The 16,062-nt window shown below is 53.2% G+C and carries 14 protein-coding genes; 6 read left to right on the top strand and 8 right to left on the bottom strand.

Translation table 11 applies throughout. The annotated features are described in order from the left end of the window. Window positions 1-344: 344 nt before the first annotated feature. Window positions 345-1,055, top strand: coding sequence for a response regulator (locus DW350_RS01645; protein WP_192954773.1), 711 nt, complete (start codon window positions 345-347; stop codon window positions 1,053-1,055). Window positions 1,056-1,090: 35 nt separating this feature from the next. Continuing rightward, window positions 1,091-2,230, top strand: coding sequence for an ATP-binding protein (locus DW350_RS01640; protein ID WP_192954772.1), 1,140 nt, complete (start codon window positions 1,091-1,093; stop codon window positions 2,228-2,230). 37 nt (window positions 2,231-2,267) lie between these two features. On the opposite strand, the gene argH is transcribed toward DW350_RS01640, so the two are convergent. From argH to argC, 5 genes are read right to left on the bottom strand one after another with little or no spacing between them, the layout of a single operon-like run. Then, complete coding sequence (argH, locus tag DW350_RS01635; protein WP_115717177.1) at window positions 2,268-4,097, bottom strand: argininosuccinate lyase; 1,830 nt, start codon at window positions 4,095-4,097, stop codon at window positions 2,268-2,270. A gap of 1 nt (window position 4,098) precedes the next feature. Next, complete coding sequence (locus DW350_RS01630) at window positions 4,099-5,304, bottom strand: argininosuccinate synthase (RefSeq protein ID WP_115717176.1); 1,206 nt, start codon at window positions 5,302-5,304, stop codon at window positions 4,099-4,101. 5 nt (window positions 5,305-5,309) lie between these two features. Continuing rightward, window positions 5,310-6,194 carry an ornithine carbamoyltransferase gene (gene argF, locus DW350_RS01625; RefSeq protein ID WP_115717175.1) on the bottom strand — a complete coding sequence of 295 codons (885 nt, stop codon included), beginning with the start codon at window positions 6,192-6,194 and terminating at the stop codon, window positions 5,310-5,312. Between the two features lie 7 nt (window positions 6,195-6,201). Then, window positions 6,202-6,957, bottom strand: a complete 756-nt coding sequence (argB, locus tag DW350_RS01620; RefSeq protein ID WP_115717174.1) for an acetylglutamate kinase — start codon at window positions 6,955-6,957, stop codon at window positions 6,202-6,204. Beyond that, a complete protein-coding gene (gene argC / locus DW350_RS01615) occupies window positions 6,954-7,970 on the bottom strand; it encodes an N-acetyl-gamma-glutamyl-phosphate reductase (protein ID WP_115717173.1) in 1,017 nt (338 codons plus the stop codon). Before argC ends, argB begins: the two co-directional genes overlap by 4 nt. Before the next feature lie 234 nt (window positions 7,971-8,204). Between argC and argE the strand changes: the two genes are divergently transcribed. From argE to ppc, 4 genes are read left to right on the top strand one after another with little or no spacing between them, the layout of a single operon-like run. After that, a complete protein-coding gene (argE, locus tag DW350_RS01610) occupies window positions 8,205-9,347 on the top strand; it encodes an acetylornithine deacetylase (RefSeq protein WP_115717172.1) in 1,143 nt (380 codons plus the stop codon). A 39-nt stretch (window positions 9,348-9,386) separates the two neighbouring features. Continuing rightward, window positions 9,387-10,136, top strand: coding sequence for a TerC family protein (locus DW350_RS01605; protein ID WP_115717171.1), 750 nt, complete (start codon window positions 9,387-9,389; stop codon window positions 10,134-10,136). Next, window positions 10,133-11,050, top strand: coding sequence for a 2-hydroxyacid dehydrogenase (locus tag DW350_RS01600; protein WP_115717170.1), 918 nt, complete (start codon window positions 10,133-10,135; stop codon window positions 11,048-11,050). Before DW350_RS01605 ends, DW350_RS01600 begins: the two co-directional genes overlap by 4 nt. Window positions 11,051-11,061: 11 nt before the next feature. Beyond that, a complete protein-coding gene (ppc, locus tag DW350_RS01595) occupies window positions 11,062-13,674 on the top strand; it encodes a phosphoenolpyruvate carboxylase (RefSeq protein WP_115717169.1) in 2,613 nt (870 codons plus the stop codon). 249 nt (window positions 13,675-13,923) lie between these two features. Here ppc and DW350_RS01590 read toward each other — a convergent pair whose 3' ends face one another. The 3 genes from DW350_RS01590 to DW350_RS01580 form a co-directional block, all read right to left on the bottom strand. Continuing rightward, complete coding sequence (locus DW350_RS01590; RefSeq protein ID WP_115717168.1) at window positions 13,924-14,364, bottom strand: PAS domain S-box protein; 441 nt, start codon at window positions 14,362-14,364, stop codon at window positions 13,924-13,926. A 3-nt stretch (window positions 14,365-14,367) separates the two neighbouring features. After that, window positions 14,368-15,405, bottom strand: coding sequence for a response regulator (locus DW350_RS01585; protein ID WP_115717167.1), 1,038 nt, complete (start codon window positions 15,403-15,405; stop codon window positions 14,368-14,370). A 133-nt stretch (window positions 15,406-15,538) separates the two neighbouring features. After that, the gene (locus DW350_RS01580) at window positions 15,539-16,012 is read right to left on the bottom strand and encodes a hypothetical protein (protein WP_152032922.1); all 474 of its coding nucleotides are present in this window, start codon (window positions 16,010-16,012) and stop codon (window positions 15,539-15,541) included. Window positions 16,013-16,062 lie beyond the last annotated feature (50 nt).

Raw genomic sequence — 16,062 nt, 5'->3', positions numbered from 1 at the left:
ATCAGCAACACAACTTCATGGCTGAAAACGCCGCATCCGAACCACTCCCGAAGGAACCTCGTTAGTGTCGTAGAACACGGCCAGAAAATCAGTCACTCAAGGACCTGGGTACTGACGCCGATAACCATAAAACGAGAAATGTGGGCTACTCCGCCTTTAAAGATGAACAAGAGTTGTTCAGTTAGTAAAAATAACTTGCAAGGCAACTGGTTTAACTGGCTGGTCACCGCCATTCCTCTATTCATTTCCCTCAAAAAAAAGGACGTTCGTAAAGACTGGCAGGTAAGCCAAGACGGTATTTTTTCTTCTCCCAGATGCAGGAACCCCATGCCATGGAGCATGCCTTGAAAATCAATCGCGCCAAAGGCCGATTGCTATTGGTCGAAGATGACAGAGCCCTGGCGAAACTGATCCAACTCTACCTCACAGAGCAGGGCTATTTTGTTCATTGGGAAAGTCATGGCGGTAGAGTGCCAATGTTGGTGCAGGAACTGCAACCAGACCTGTTATTGCTCGACTTGTTGTTACCCGATGTAGACGGTTTCGCGTTATGTGGCCAGGTTGCCCAACTCTTTGACGGGCCGATCATCATCCTTTCAGCCTTGGGTAATAGCCGCGATCAAATACAAGGTCTTAAATTTGGGGCATCCGACTATGTGGTGAAACCTGTCGACCCGGAGCTGCTGATGGCCCGCATTGAAAGCCAATTAAGACGCGATCGCCTTAAAACCAAGCGCAGCCACTCACGCCTTGTTTTTGGGCAGCTCATCATTGATGCCGATACTCGCTCAGTTACCCTTGAGAACAGGCCTGTGAAGCTCACCAGTGGCGAATTTGCCCTGTTGTGGGCCCTGGCCAGTGACGCTGGCAAAGTACTTAGCAGAGATTATCTCTATCAAGCGCTGCTGGGGTTTCCTTACGACGGCAGTGACAGAAAACTGGACCAGCGGGTGTCTCGGCTTAGACGCAAACTCGGTGATGAATCCGAGATGCCTACCCGAATCAAAACGATTTGGGGCCACGGATATCTTTTTGCACCCAATTCCTGGCAATGAAGCGGCTGTTTTTCACCCTGTATGGGTTGCTCATCATGTCGTTGTTGCTGCTGGGGTATGGCTTAGATCAAATGTGGGTTTACACCCACTCCAGCCCTGCACCAACAACCAGTCAAAAAGAGCTGGTCAGCCTGCTGCTATCGGATTTGTCTGAAAAGCCCATCGCCCTTTGGCAGGGCTATTTTCATCACAACCGCATCAAGGCAGAAATCGTCAGCGCCAAGGACTTACCACAGCACGCCGCGGTGTCAGACCACCAAATTCTACCGTTGGTCAAAGACCGTAAGCATTACCTGCTAACCGCCTTAGGTGGCCAGCTGTTGCTTCTGGGACCCTATGACTCGTTGCAGGATAAGAGCAGCTATTGCCTACCTATCATGCTGTTTGTGATGCTGACGGTGATAGTAGTGATGTGTTTATGGCCGTTAAGCCAGGAGCTCAAATACCTCAACAATGCGACCCAAGATTTTGGTCAGGGCAAGTGGCATAAAAGGCTACCACTCAAACACCTTGATTACCTTTCCGAACTGGCATGCAGTTTTAACCTGATGGCGGGCCGTATTGAACGTTTGCTTGCTGATCAGGCACTGATGACTCGGGCCGTTAGCCACGACTTAAGGTTGCCCCTTTCTCGGCTGCGCTTTGCCGTTGCCATGAATGGCCATGGCCCCTTTGATGCATCCATCAGAAAAGAGCTTAATTACCTGGATCAAATCGTTAGCCATTGGAGCCAATTTCATGAGCTTGAATCCGTCGACGCTATCACCAAGCAAGTGATAGAGCTTGGCCCCTTTCTAAGCCGGCTTTTGCAAAACCAGGGCATCAACTTACACCCCTCTTTGCCCGACACCCTTTATGCCGACCCCCACCTGTTGACGCGTTGCCTGCAAAATCTACTAGACAATGCCCAACGCTTTGCCTTTAAACGCATTTATATCGGCTGGGAAGACAATTACCTGTTCGTGGAAGACGACGGTCCCGGCTTCAATTTAGAAGAGAAAAGTAAAGCCACAGAGCTTTACTTTCGCGGGAAAAAGTCCAACAGCGACTCATTGCACTTGGGGATTGGCCTGGCCATGTGCCAACGGATCATGGAATTGCACAACGGCTCTGTCATTCTGGATGACTCTCCCCTTGGCGGTGCCCGAGTTAAGCTACGATTCCCCAAGGCATAAAAAAGCCCCGCAATGCGGGGCTTTTTTAGATAAGCGCTTAGAGCCGGTGCTCCATCGCTATTTCGTCACAGTTATCCTGTCTTGGACAAAGCTTGCAATCTTTCATGACCTTTTCGGGCAAAGTATCTTTGAAAATCACTTTGAAACCCTGTTTGTCGAAGAAGCCGGCGACTCGGGTCAGTACAATGACCCGCCGCAGCTTTAGTGACTTGGCCTCATCCATCAGAATTTGCACCATGGCTTGGCCAAGGCCTTTACCATGGGCACTTTCATTCAGCCCAAGCGACCGTATCTCCGCCAGGCCCGTTGAATAGATATAGAGGCTGGCACAACCCGCCACTTGCCCATCAACATCTGCCACCACAAAGTCTTGGATAGAGTGAATGATGTCTTCACGGGAGCGGGGCAGATTTTCACCTTCACCGGCCCAGTGACCAATCAGCTTGGCAATGGCATCCACGTCTTCCAAGGTAGCCCGGCGCACCGCTTTCGCCGCCAAACGGCCGTAGAAGGCTTTAATGGCCTCTTGTTGGCGAACCAAAGACACCCCGCCTTGGGCGCAGCGTTTCTCCAACGCCGCCATCAAGTCCAAGGCCGGATAAACATCGTCTTCAATCAGCGCTGACACTTGCTTCATGTCGGCTAAGGGCAAGGCTTCCAGTGGCAGTTGTTGCTCGATAGCCATCCGCACCAGCACGCCAACCATGTGGTGTGCTTCGCGAAAAGGAATACCTTTAGCCACCAGATAATCGGCAAGCTCGGTGGCATTGGAATAACCACCAGCCGCCGCCTTAGCACAGGCTTCCTTGTTTACCTCAATGGTGGCCAGCACTTCACGGGTAAGCAGCAAGCAGTCGCTCCAGGTATCCAACGCATCAAAAAGGCCGTTTTTATCTTCCTGCAGGTCTTTGTTGTAAGACAGCGGCAAGGCTTTCACCGTCATAGCAAAGCCGGCCATGGAACCAAAAATACGGCCACTTTTACCGCGGATAAGCTCAAGGGCATCAGGGTTCTTTTTCTGCGGCATTAACGACGAGCCGGAGCTGACCGTATCAGAGAACTTCACAAAGCCGGCTTCACCGGTGCCGAAGAAAATCAAATCTTCCGCCATGCGTGACAGGTGCAAACCTGAGGTAGAGGCGACCTGCAGCAGCTCCAACACAAAATCGCGGTCGGAAATGGCGTCCAGGCTGTTGCGCGCCGCACGGTCAAAACCAAGGGTGCTGGCCAGCTTTTCACGGTCAATGGGATAAGCCGTTCCCGCCAAGGCGCCACAGCCAAGTGGGCAGACATTGATGCGGCGAATCGCATCTTCCAAGCGCTCGGCATCCCGCTCCAGCATTTCGGCATAAGCCATCACCCAGTGGCCAAAGGTCACCGGTTGGGCACGCTGAAGATGGGTATAACCCGGCATCAAGGTAATGTGTTCGCGTTCGGCAAGTGCCGCCATGATTTCCAAGGTTTGGTAAACCTCGGCCAACAACTGGCGCGCGGTTTTACGGCACCAGAGGCGAAAATCGGTTGCCACCTGGTCGTTACGGGAACGCCCGGTGTGCAGCTTTTTACCTAAATCGCCCACCTCATTGATGAGCCAAGACTCCACAAAACTGTGAATATCTTCTTCGCTGCTTTCATGCAGCGGACTTGGGTCATTGGCCAGCTGACCTGCCAGTTTGCCAAGGGCCCCTTGCAGGGCCTCAGCTTCGCTCTGGGTCAGTACACCCACTTCGGCCAAGGCGCCTGCCCAGGCCTGGGAGCCTTGGATATCCTCGGCCCAGAATCGCCAATCGATCGGCAAAGAGGCATTGAACCGCGCGAAGGCCTCGCTGGCCCCCTGCTCAAAACGACCTCCCCAGAGCGCTGCCATGTTATTTACCCTCTTTTTTCAGTGCTTTGATGCGAGAAGGCAGGCTGTACAGACGGATAAAGCCAGCCGCATCTTTCTGGTTGTAAACCTCATCGGCACCGAAGGTTGCAAAGGCTTCGGAGAACAGGCTGTTAGCAGACTCGCTGCCCAATACCGTTGCGCGGCCTTTGTAAAGCTCAACCTTCACTTTACCGGTCAGTTCTTTGTTAAGGCTCTCGACACCGGCAACAATGGATTCACGCAATGGGGTGAACCAACGTCCGTCATAAAGTAGCTGCGCAAACTGCAGGCCCAGGTACTTAAGGTGCTGGGAACAGACTTTATCCAGCACCAGGTGTGACAGTGCCTGGTGCGCGGCTAGCAGCACGGTACCCGCCGGGGTTTCATAGCAGCCACGAGATTTCATCCCTACCAGACGGTTTTCAACGATATCAACCCGGCCAACACCGTGGGCCGCCGCAATAGCGTTAAGGGTTTCAATCAGGTTAGCACCGGACAGTTTGTTGCCATTAAGGGCAACCGGTACACCGGCTTCAAAGTCCAGTTCAACCACTTCAGCGGCGTCCGGGGCTTCCTTGGGATCCACAGTCCAGGCCCAGCAGTTAACACCGGCAGTGGTCCAGGTGTCTTCCAGCTCACCGCCTTCGGTGGAGATATGCCACAGGTTGGCGTCACGGCTGTAAATTTTAGTCAGGCTGGCGCTACAAGGAATGTTGCGCTCAGACAGATAGTTAAGCAGCTCTTCACGGCTACGCATGGTCCATTCACGCCAAGGCGCAATCACTTGCAGATCAGGCGCCAGCGCCGCGAAACAAGACTCAAAGCGCACCTGGTCGTTACCTTTACCGGTACAACCGTGCGCCAGGGCATCGGCGCCAACTTTACGGGCAACGGCCACTTGGGCTTTAGCGATAACCGGGCGGGCAACAGAGGTACCCAGCATGTAGTCGTCTTCGTAGATGGACTCAGCCTTGAGCATCGGCCAGATATATTCGTTGGCCAGCTCTTCTTTCAAATCAACGATGTGGCATTCGCTTGCACCAGAAGCCAAGGCTTTAGCTTCAACGCCTTCTAACTCTTCTGCGCCCTGGCCTACATCGGCCACAAAGGCAACCACTTCGCAGTCATAGTTTTCTTTCAGCCACGGCACGATGGCCGAGGTGTCGAGACCGCCAGAATAGGCCAATACCACTTTGGATACAGACATGTGTACTAATCCTCTTTAAGAAGCTTCAAATAAACGGCTTTTTGAACGTGCAGGCGGTTCTCGGCCTGGCGCATCACAATCGACTGTGGGCCTTCGAGCACTTCAGTGGTCACTTCCTTGCCGCGATACGCAGGCAAGCAGTGCATAAAGGCCTTGGCACCGGATTTTTTCATCATTTCGCTGTTGACCTGGTAAGGCAGGAAGGTCTTTAAGACCGCTTCCGGATCCTTATCGTCTCCCATGGAAACCCAGGTATCGGTGTAAATAGCATCTACCCCTTCCAAAGCGGCAAGGTCGTCGGTCACCTTGAAGCCAGTGGCCTCAATAATATCCGCCGCCGGCTCACAGCCTTTGGGAGTGACAATCACCATTTCCACACCCAGCAGTTTTGACAATACCATCAGCGAGTGGGTGACATTATTACCGTCACCAACGTAGGCCAATTTGATACCGTCAAGCTTGCCGAAAACTTCGTAAAGGCTGAGCATATCCGCCAGCCCCTGGCAGGGGTGGAAACGGTCAGACAGCGCATTAATCACCGACACCGAGCCTTTATCGGCCAGCTCGTCAATGGTGGCTTGGCTAAAGGTTCGGGCAACAATGCAGTTCACCCAGCACGACAGGTTCTGGGCAAAATCCCCCACCGGTTCGCGTTTACCAATAGCGCCATGGCTCTGGTCAAGGTAGACCACCAAGGCGCCCAGCTGTTGGGCGCCCAATTCAAAGGTGACGCGGGTACGTAATGACGGCTTTTCAAAAATCATTGCCACCGACTTGCCAGCCAAAGCCTGGGCATAGTCAGCCGGCTTGGCCTTTACGGTTGCCGCTTTCTGCAAAAGCGCTTTGAGTTCGCTTTCGGTCCAGTCATAGTCAGTCAGTAAGTGTTTCATCTTTTCCTCAGGGTGCGATCAAGGTCCCGGTACTTGATTCGGCATTGTTAATGGACTGGGTATCGCGCCAAGACGCTAAGCGCACGGCGCGGCCCAGTTTTTTCGCAGCAAACAGCGCTGCGTCCACTTTTACCACCATGCCACCGGTGATCACGCCCTCATCTTTTAGGGCCTGGATTTCCGAGGCGGTTAACGAGGCGATCAGGCTGCCGTTAGCATCAAGCACACCTGATACATCACTCAATAAAACGAGTTCTGCGTCCAATAGCTCGGCCACTTTCGCCGCCGCTTCGTCCGCATTGATATTCAAAAGGTCCCCATCCTTACTGGCAGCGATGGAGCTCACTACCGGAATAAAGCCACCTTGCAGTAGCAACGACAATAAGATGTCTGAACCTTCGGCCAGCACCCCGACCGCGCCCCACTCTTCGCCAGCGGGCACCGCAACGGCAATACCATCCGCCAGGGAAAGGCCAACCGACTGGCCACCCAAAGCACGCATTTTTGCCGCCAGGGTTTTATTGATCTCACCGGCCAGGGTTCCCACCACCAGCGGCAGGCTTGCTTCGTCGGTGATACGTTTGCCGTTTAATTTACGCGGCACTATGCCCGCCTGCTTCAGCACTTGGTCGACACGGTCGCCACCGCCGTGCACCAGCACCACTGGCCGCTCTTTGATGGCAACAATGGCACTGAGTAACTGTTCCAGCACCTCGCCAGAATCCAGCGCCGCACCACCAATTTTAATAACCAGCGGGTTCATAGTGTCTCCCAACCATAGCCCGGCAGCGGCCGCAGCTTAAATCCGAAATGGGTATTTATGCACTCAACGGCTTGCGATGCAGCGCCTTTTAATAAATTGTCGATGGCGGAAGACAACACCACCAGGTTGCGCTCTTCATCCACCGCCCAGCCAATTTGCGCATAAGGGGTGTACGCAACGTTCTTGATGGCAGGGGCTTTTTTCTTCAGATCGCCGGTTAAATGCACCGAGGGGTGCTCGCCGTAACAGTCGTTGTAGAGGGCGTCTAACTTGGCCTGCGTGGTACCGGCTTTAACCGGCACGGTAATAGTGGCCAAAATGCCACGGTCAAAAGCGCCCAAATGCGGCGTAAACAACAAGTCGCACCCTAAATGCTGCGCTATTTCAGGTTGGTGGCGGTGGCCCAGAACACCATAGGCAAACAGGCTAACCTCGCAAAATTGCGTATGGGGTTTGTTTGACTTGCCGGCGCCGGAAACACCGCTAGTAGCATTGATGATAGGCAGGCCGTTAATAAGACCCGCCTTCATCAGCGGCTTTAACGCCAACAAACTTGCCGTTGGGTAGCAACCGGGGGCGGCTATCAGTTTGGCAGCCTTAATGGCGTCGTCATTCCAACCGACTAGGCCGTATGCTGCACTCGCCAGTAATGCTTGAGACGGGTGCTCGAAGCCATACCATTTAGGGTAAGCCGCCGCTGCCAGCCGAAAGCCGCCAGATAAGTCGACAATAAGCGCATCGCTATGTTCTTTTAATACCGGTACCAATTCGGCAGAGGCTTCATGGGGCGTGGCCAGCAAAATAACCTGAGCGTCTTTGGCGGCGCTGGCAATAGCGTCAGGGTCACCATCTTCAATCACACCGTTAATACCTAACGGCAGTGGTTCGCCCGCGTTTTTAGAACCGGCTGATGCAAAGACATGAGTCAGGGTGAGTTCGGGGTGGCTGGTCACTAATTTACACAGTTCTTGGCCTGTGTAACCGGCTCCGCCGATAATGAGGGTGTTTAACATGGCAACCGCTCTCAAGATAATGGATATCAAGTCTAGATGAGCAGTTGTGAAGCCTGATGCAACTCGCCTGCTCCCGGGCAGGCTTTAGAAAAGCACGTCCGGAGTTCAAAGGAAACAGTGGTTGTGTCGTCGCATCAAATGAAACATTTTTACCCTTGATGGGTGGATTTTAATTCATTGGTCGGTAGACTAACCAACCCGACATTTTAATGCAACACCATTGGGAATTTATTCATGCAGAAATTACCCGACTTGCCCCACATGTTTAATCGGCTTTTATCGTTGCCATCGGTTTCGGCAACCGATCCAGCCTTAGATACCGGCAATAAAGCCGTTATAGAACAACTGGCCCAATGGTGCGAAACACTTGGCTTTAAGGTGACTTTACAACCCTTAGGTCACAATAAGATGAACCTGTGGGCAGAGTTGGGTTCAGGCCCAGGGGGGCTGCTGTTGGCAGGCCATGCCGACACCGTGCCCTTCGATGAGGGCAGATGGAATAAAAATCCACTGGCCATGACCGAAAAAGACGGTAAATGGTACGGTTTGGGTGCCACCGATATGAAAGGCTTTTTTGCCCTGGTATTGTCAGCGCTCAGTGACATGGATTTAACTAACCTCAAGGCGCCGCTGCGTATTGCCGCCACCGCCGATGAAGAAACCTCCATGGACGGCGCCCGCAAGCTGGCTGAGGCCAATCCCTTTCAACCGGCCTTAACCTTGGTGGGTGAGCCCACCGAGCTCAAACCCATAGGCCGCCATAAAGGGCACATCAGTGCCGGTATTCGCATTACAGGTAAAAGTGGCCATTCGTCCGACCCCGGTGCTGGCCTCAACGCCATGGAACTGATGCACGGCGTACTGGGCGACCTTATTGTGCTTAAGCATGAACTGGCCGAACGTTACTGTGACCATCACTTTGCGGTGCCGCACCCTACCCTCAACCTCGGCCATATTCATGGCGGCGATAATGCCAACCGTATTTGTGGTTGCTGCGATCTGCATATTGATATGCGGCCGCTACCCGGCATGAGCATTCCCGAACTGGAAGGGTTGCTAAAGGACAAACTGGCCAACGTCGAAAAGGCACACCCTGGCGTGCTGCATTGGCAGCATCTGCATGACCCTTGCCCGTCTTTTGTCAGCCCTGACGGCCCCTGGAAAAGCGAAGTCAGCAACTTTTTAGGGCTACCGGTGGAATCGGCTAACTACGCCACCGAAGCCCCTTTCTTTGCCAGCCTCGGTAGTGAAGTGCTGGTGTTGGGGCCAGGCTCCATTCGTCAAGCACACCAACCTGATGAGTACATGGAAATGGCCCAGTTCAAACCGGCAATGGCGCTGGTGCAGAACATGGTCAAGCGGCTCTGTCTCACGTAACATCAAGGGCTATTTGCCATTTAACAGCGAGTTCACACCATGGAATGGGTAACCGACCCTAGTGCTTGGGCGGCTTTAGCAACCTTAACGTTGCTGGAGATCGTGCTCGGCATCGACAATATTATTTTTATTTCGGTGCTGGTAGGACGCTTGCCGGAGCAGCAGCGGCAGAAAGGCCGCTTAATGGGCTTGGGTTTAGCCATGGTAACCCGCATTTTGCTGTTGTTGTGCCTGTCCTGGGTGATGGGGTTAACCAACCCCTGGTTTCATATTGGCAGCCTGGCCATTACCGGTCGCGACAGCATTTTAATTCTCGGCGGCCTGTTTCTGATTTGGAAAAGCACCCATGAAATTCATAACAGTCTGGAAGGGGAAGACGAAAACCCTAGCGCTCCCCGGTCGGCGGCTTTTGTGGCAACCTTGGTGCAAATTGCCATTATCGATATCGTTTTTTCCCTCGATTCGGTGATCACCGCCGTTGGCTTGGCCAAGCATTTAGAAGTGATGATCATTGCCATTGTGCTGTCGGTCGCGGTGATGATGATTGCCGCCAAGGCCATTGGCGATTTTGTCGACCGCCACCCCACCATCAAAATGCTAGCCCTGTCATTTTTGATTTTGGTGGGCTTTACCTTGACCGTGGAAGGTTTTGGTATGGAGATCCCCAAAGGCTACGTTTACTTTGCCATGGCATTTTCATTGGCCGTGGAAACGCTCAATATCCGTGCCCGCAAGCATAAAAGCCAAGCGGTGCATTTAAGGAAAAAACCACCCGGTGAAAAGCGTTGAGCCTAGCGCTAATAGCGCCAGGGCGTGATGGCAAAGCGTTTGCCGACTGCCTTCACCAACTGCAGCCAGGGCTGGACATTCAAGTTTGGCCGCATCTTAGCTCCCCTGACACCGTCGAATTTGCGGTCTGCTGGCAGCCACCAGCAGATGCTTTTAAACCGCTAACCAAGCTAAAGGTGGTGCAAAGCCTTGGCGCGGGTGTCGATGGCTTAGCACCGTTATTGCCGCCAGGCGTGACCTTATGCCGTACCGTTAGCGAACATTTAAAGCGCGATATACGCGATTACGTATTACTGGCCATTCTCGCCAACCAGCGCCAATGGCAGACACTGGCTCAACAGCAACGGCACCAACAATGGCAGCAAACGCCTTATCGCCGCACTGGCACTGTGGGGGTGCTCGGTTTAGGCGAGCTTGGCCGTTTTGTAGCAGAGCAGCTTGCGCAATGGGGCTTTAGCGTCAAAGGCTGGAGCCGAACCCCGAAAGTGATAAGTGGTATAAGCTGTTTTGCCGGTATTAAGACTTTGGGTGACTTTGCTGGCGAACTTGATTACGTTGTCTGCCTGCTACCGTTGACAGAACAAACCCAAGGCTTGCTAAACCGCGATTTATTTCAAAAACTTAAAAAAGCAGCCTATCTTATTCATGCAGGTAGAGGTGCCCAGCTTATTGAAGCTGACCTACTCGAGGCCTTAGCTAACGGCCAACTCAGTGGTGCCTGCCTTGACGTATTTAATCAAGAACCCCTACCCCGCCAGCACCCGTTCTGGCGGCATCCACAAATAACGATAACGCCGCATACTGCCAGTATTACCAGCAGCCAGGATTTGGCCGCGGCGGTTTACCAGAATTATTTAGCTATGCACCACGGCAAGGCGCTTAACCACGTCGTCGACCAGACACAAGGTTATTAAAGGAGGACTCCATGGCGGACCAATACGGCGCGCTCAAGCGACAAGTTCATATGCTCGGCGACATGCTGGGCCAAACCATTGCCCATGACCAAGGTGAAGCCTGCTTAGACCGTATCGAAGCCATTCGCCAATTGGCCAAAGCGGCCCGTTTTGGCGACCGTGCCCGGCGCGATGAGTTACTGGAAACCTTGACCAGCTTGCCAGACGATGAACTGGTACCGGTAGCCCGAGCCTTTAACCAGTTTTTGAACCTGGCCAATATCGCCGAGCAGCATTACAGCGCCACCAATAATATGGACAGCGTCAGCCGCCGGCTTGACGAGCTGCTCAGCGGCCTTGATGACAGCCAAAAGGCGAAGCTGCCGCAGGTAATAAAAGATCTCGATATCGAGTTGGTGCTGACCGCCCATCCCACCGAGGTGACACGCCGTACCTTGATTGTGAAATATGACGAAATTTCTGAATGTCTGCGGGTATTGGAAAACCCCAACATCGGCACCAGTGAACAACAAAAATGGCAAGACCGCCTGCGCCAGCTTATTGCCCAGGCTTGGCATACCAATGAAATACGTGGCGGCCGCCCGACACCAGTGGATGAAGCCAAGTGGGGCTTTGCCACCGTTGAGAATGCGTTATGGCAAGCCGTGCCCGACTTTATCCGCCAATGCAATGCCAAGCTTGGGCAATACGAGGTGGAACTCCCTTGGGATAAAAGCCCGGTGCGCTTTGCGTCCTGGATGGGTGGCGATCGCGACGGTAACCCCAATGTCACCGCCAAAATCACCGAACGGGTATTACTGCTGGCCCGTTGGACGGCTGCCGACTTGTTCTTGCGGGACATCAGCCCCATTATCTCCGAACTGTCGATGCACCAGGCCAATGCCGAAGTGATGGCCATGGGCGAACACAGCAAAGAACCCTACCGGGTTGCCCTTCGCAAGGTGCGCACCCAGCTTCGTAATACCCTGGCCTACATTGAAGCCACCTTGAAAGGCGAGCAGGCCGACGACAGCAATATTCTTTGGCAAGACCAAGACTTCCTAGCACCTCTTTTGGCCGTACATAAGAGCCTTTATGAGTGCAAGATGGAGCAAATTGCCGACGGCCCGCTGCTGGACATGATCATCCGCGTACGCTGCTTTGGCTTGAACCTGATCCGCCTGGATATACGCCAGGATTCGGGCCGCCATGCCGAAGCCATTGACGAAATCACCCAATATGTTGGGCTGGGGTCTTACCTTGAATGGGACGAGCCAAAACGCCAGCAGTTTTTACTCAATGAACTCAATTCCAAACGGCCGCTTATTCCCCGCAACTGGCAACCAGGTGAAGACACCAAAGAAGTGCTCGACACCTTCGATGTGGTGGCCCGCCAACCCAAGGAAGCGCTTGGTATTTACATTATTTCAATGGCGTCACAACCGTCAGATGTATTAGCCGTGGCACTCTTTTTCAAAGAGGCTGGTATGCAATGGCCCATGCCCATAGCCCCACTTTTTGAAACCCTGGATGACCTCAATAATGCCGCTGATGTCATTAGCGCCCTGCTGGATGTGCCTTGGTATCGTGAGTACGCCAACAGTCATCAGGAAGTGATGATTGGTTATTCTGATTCGGCGAAAGACGCAGGGGTTATTGCTGCGGCCTGGGCCCAGTATCGCGCGCAGGAAGCGTTGGTGAATATTGGCAGCGAACGCGGTGTAACACTGCGGCTTTTCCACGGCCGCGGCGGTTCCATTGGCCGCGGCGGCGGCCCGGCGCAAGGGGCAATATTGTCACAACCGCCAGGGTCGGTAGACGGTGGCCTTAGGGTGACCGAACAAGGGGAGATGATCCGCTTTAAATTTGGCCAACCCGCCATCGCCGTCAATAGCCTGATGATTTACATCACGGCGGTCTTAGAGGCGCAGCTCGCCCCGCCGCCACAGCCACAGCAGAGCTGGCGCCAGGTGATGGATACCATGGCAGATGATGCTTGCACTGCATATCGCGCTGTCGTGCGTGGCCATAAAGATTTTGTGCCGTATTTTCGCGCTGCCACACCAGAGCAAGAACTGGCCAGCTTGCCATTGGGGAGCCGACCGTCCAAACGCCGCCCCGATGGCGGCGTCGAGTCGCTAAGGGCTATTCCGTGGATCTTCTCCTGGACCCAAAACCGGCTGATGCTGCCTGCCTGGCTGGGCGCAGGCCAAGCGCTTCGCAACATGCTGGAAGCGGGCCGCCAGCAAGAACTGGAAACCCTGTATCAGAGTTGGCCGTTTTTTAAAGCGCGGCTCGATATGCTGGAAATGGTGTACATGAAAACCGACTCGGAACTGTCGGCTTATTATGACCAACGCCTGGTACCACAGCAGCTTTGGCCATTGGGTAAACAGCTAAGAGCCTTGCTGCATGAAGGCATCCATACCTTGCTGACCCTGTCGAAAGAGGAATACCTGATGGACCAGGACCCTTGGCTACAAGAATCCATTAAGTTGCGTAACCCCTATACCGACCCGCTTAATATTTTGCAGGCCGAACTGCTGCGCCGGGCACGGGCCGCAGAACAAGCACCCGAGTCGGTGCGTCAGGCGTTGATGATCACCATGGCGGGGATAGCAGCAGGTATGCGCAATACCGGCTAATTTTCGGCTAACTAATGCAGCAGCATCTAACTTGGCAAAGCGATGCTGCTGCACTACTATCGCTAGAACAAGATAATTGTTCTTTATTAATTATCAACTTGTTACGCAACTGGAAAGGATTCCAATGAGTAAACCCGCCTCAGAGCAAAATCGGCAGAGCCCTGTCGCACCCGAGCAGCAATACTCCCCTTCGTTAGGCATAACCTTGCTTTTCGGCGCCTGCTTGTTTGGCAGCTTTGGCTTGGTGCTTTATTTATTAGTGTCCTGACGCGCCAACACCACGTCTGTCATGTCGTAAATCAGCACCGCCATATGACTCACCTCACCGGTTAAGCCGGTGATGGGGAATAAGGTCACGTTCTGATACATAAATTCAGCAGTACCGGTGATGGGCCGGTAGTTGTTGAATTTAAGCAAATAGGGGCGCTGTTCCCAGGTGACAAAGGCGCGGCTTTTTAAGGTAAAAACCATCGCTGCCTTACGGGCAAACCAATTAGGGTCAAGCTCGGGGAAAACGTCAAACAAGACTTTGCCCTTCACTTGGCTGGGCAGCATGCCGCTGTGGTTTTCTAAAAAGCCGTTCCAGCTTTGCACCTTGTACTCTTTGTCGAGCACCATCATGCCAACATCGACGTTTTGCAAAAGCTCCACCAACCAGTGGATCTCATTGAGTTCAGACAATGCACTCATGGTTTACTCCAACAGGTGGGCAATTTTGTAATTGAGGGTATGGATGGAGCTTTCTTCCAGCAACAGCAGCAAATCAAAGGTCAGGTTGTAATCTTCCAGGCCATAGCTTATCTCTACCGCCAAAATGCGCTGCCAGGAACGGGCGTGCTTTAATAGGTCGTCGAGATCCCGGTGCAAGCCAAGCACCACCGGATGCCCTTGGCAAAAACGAATATCAAGCTGTTCGGCAAGGCCTGACAGGCAAGCACTGACCAACACATTGGCGATATCCGTCAAAAGCTCAATCTCGGCAATGTTGGTCACTTCGCCGTCGAATTTTAACAGTTTGGCCATATCCCCCATGTCGGCATCGTCCAGCAGCAGCAAGGCTTCACCGGAGATCCCCGGGCCAATAAACCCCTGGCAAATTGCCGACACCCGGTCCGACATCGCAGACTGCAAGGCCATTTGCAGCTCGCTCAGTTCCAATAAATCCACTTTGGGGATCGGTAGCTTGACGAAAATACCCAGCATTTGTGCCAGCATGGCACCGGCCTGGCCCATGGCCACATTAACCACTTCCTGATAGCCATCACGAAACTCTGGCGAAAGTGTCAGTTCTGCCGGTTGCTCACTGGTGCTAGGAATGGTTGGGCTTGGGGCTGTGGCAGGCTCACTGGCTGAGGCCAAAGCGGCCTGATAAAGCCCGGTTGCCGCCAAAGCCGCCGCCAGCTTATCAGGCTCCATCGGCTTTTTAATAAAGGCCAGTGCACCCAGTGACATTACCCGGCGATGCGCTTCGTCTTGAATATCCCCCGAGACCACGATCACCGGCAATGTAATGTTGGCGCGCTGCAGCACTTCCAGCACTTGATAGCCGTCAACATCGGGCATATTCAAATCCAGAAACAACAGTGCGGGCTTTGCAGTTTTTATGACTTGCAGCCCTTCCCTGCCATCCTTTGCAAAATGAATGTCCAGGTCCCAATCCTTGGGTAGAGAACGCGCCATTTGTTTGCGGGCCATTCCCGAGTCATCACAGATGAGGATTTTGGTTGCCATAAGGCCTTCTTGGTAGGCGGTTATAGGGAAAAGCCTAGAAAGGAAGTGGCTGTTTAGCAAAGGAAGTATTACGCATTTGCTGGGAATTCGCCTGTTTCCGGCTAAAGGAAGGTGTTATTGCCTTTTTCGGCAGTTACTCTGCCAGTAGTACGCCTTTTATACAATTGATGGCTTTCTGGCCAGAGGTCTGAAGAGGGCAAGCCAATAGACCCTGCGTCACATCGTTCAACAGGTGTGGCTTCTTGCCAGCAACACGAAGCTCACACTGTGCGGCAAACACATTACCAAAGGCTTTCATCGAACCTTTCATATCGGATGCCAAGTCCAGAGCCTGCACCTGATTAGCCATTTGTTGCATACGCGCCAGAGACACCACAGGCTTTTCTTGCGAGCTGTAGAGCGTTTGTACCATTAAGTCCCAGTCCCGCGCTTTACGCGCATGGTCCCAATCTTTACTGCGAAAATTCCACTTCAAGCCGGCAAGCAGGCTGCCATTGGTGGACTCCGCTTCACACTGCGGATTGGTGCTGACCATCGTGGTTGTGACACAACCCGCCATCAATGATGCTGCAACAAAGAGGCAAGCCAATCTGGCAAATGACGGCATGTAAAGCGAGCTCTTATTAAGCAATATCATTACCTTATCCCAGAGCGAAA

The sequence above is a fragment of the Gallaecimonas mangrovi genome, from assembly GCF_003367375.1.
GTDB classification, from domain to species: Bacteria; Pseudomonadota; Gammaproteobacteria; order Enterobacterales; family Gallaecimonadaceae; genus Gallaecimonas; species Gallaecimonas mangrovi.
This window is presented reverse-complemented; position numbering and strand designations above follow the sequence as displayed.

Excerpts from the sequence above, each read along its gene's own strand:
- DW350_RS01605 (WP_115717171.1), top strand. The coding sequence starts at position 9,387 with ATGGAATGGGTAACCGACCCTAGTGCTTGGGCGGCTTTAGCAACCTTA.
- argC (WP_115717173.1), bottom strand. The coding sequence starts at position 7,970 with ATGTTAAACACCCTCATTATCGGCGGAGCCGGTTACACAGGCCAAGAA.
- argB (WP_115717174.1), bottom strand. The coding sequence starts at position 6,957 with ATGAACCCGCTGGTTATTAAAATTGGTGGTGCGGCGCTGGATTCTGGC.
- argF (WP_115717175.1), bottom strand. The coding sequence starts at position 6,194 with ATGAAACACTTACTGACTGACTATGACTGGACCGAAAGCGAACTCAAA.
- argH (WP_115717177.1), bottom strand. The coding sequence starts at position 4,097 with ATGGCAGCGCTCTGGGGAGGTCGTTTTGAGCAGGGGGCCAGCGAGGCC.
- DW350_RS01580 (WP_152032922.1), bottom strand. The coding sequence starts at position 16,012 with ATGCCGTCATTTGCCAGATTGGCTTGCCTCTTTGTTGCAGCATCATTG.
- DW350_RS01590 (WP_115717168.1), bottom strand. The coding sequence starts at position 14,364 with ATGAGTGCATTGTCTGAACTCAATGAGATCCACTGGTTGGTGGAGCTT.
- DW350_RS01585 (WP_115717167.1), bottom strand. The coding sequence starts at position 15,405 with ATGGCAACCAAAATCCTCATCTGTGATGACTCGGGAATGGCCCGCAAA.
- DW350_RS01640 (WP_192954772.1), top strand. The coding sequence starts at position 1,091 with ATGTCGTTGTTGCTGCTGGGGTATGGCTTAGATCAAATGTGGGTTTAC.
- argE (WP_115717172.1), top strand. The coding sequence starts at position 8,205 with ATGCAGAAATTACCCGACTTGCCCCACATGTTTAATCGGCTTTTATCG.
- ppc (WP_115717169.1), top strand. The coding sequence starts at position 11,062 with ATGGCGGACCAATACGGCGCGCTCAAGCGACAAGTTCATATGCTCGGC.
- DW350_RS01630 (WP_115717176.1), bottom strand. The coding sequence starts at position 5,304 with ATGTCTGTATCCAAAGTGGTATTGGCCTATTCTGGCGGTCTCGACACC.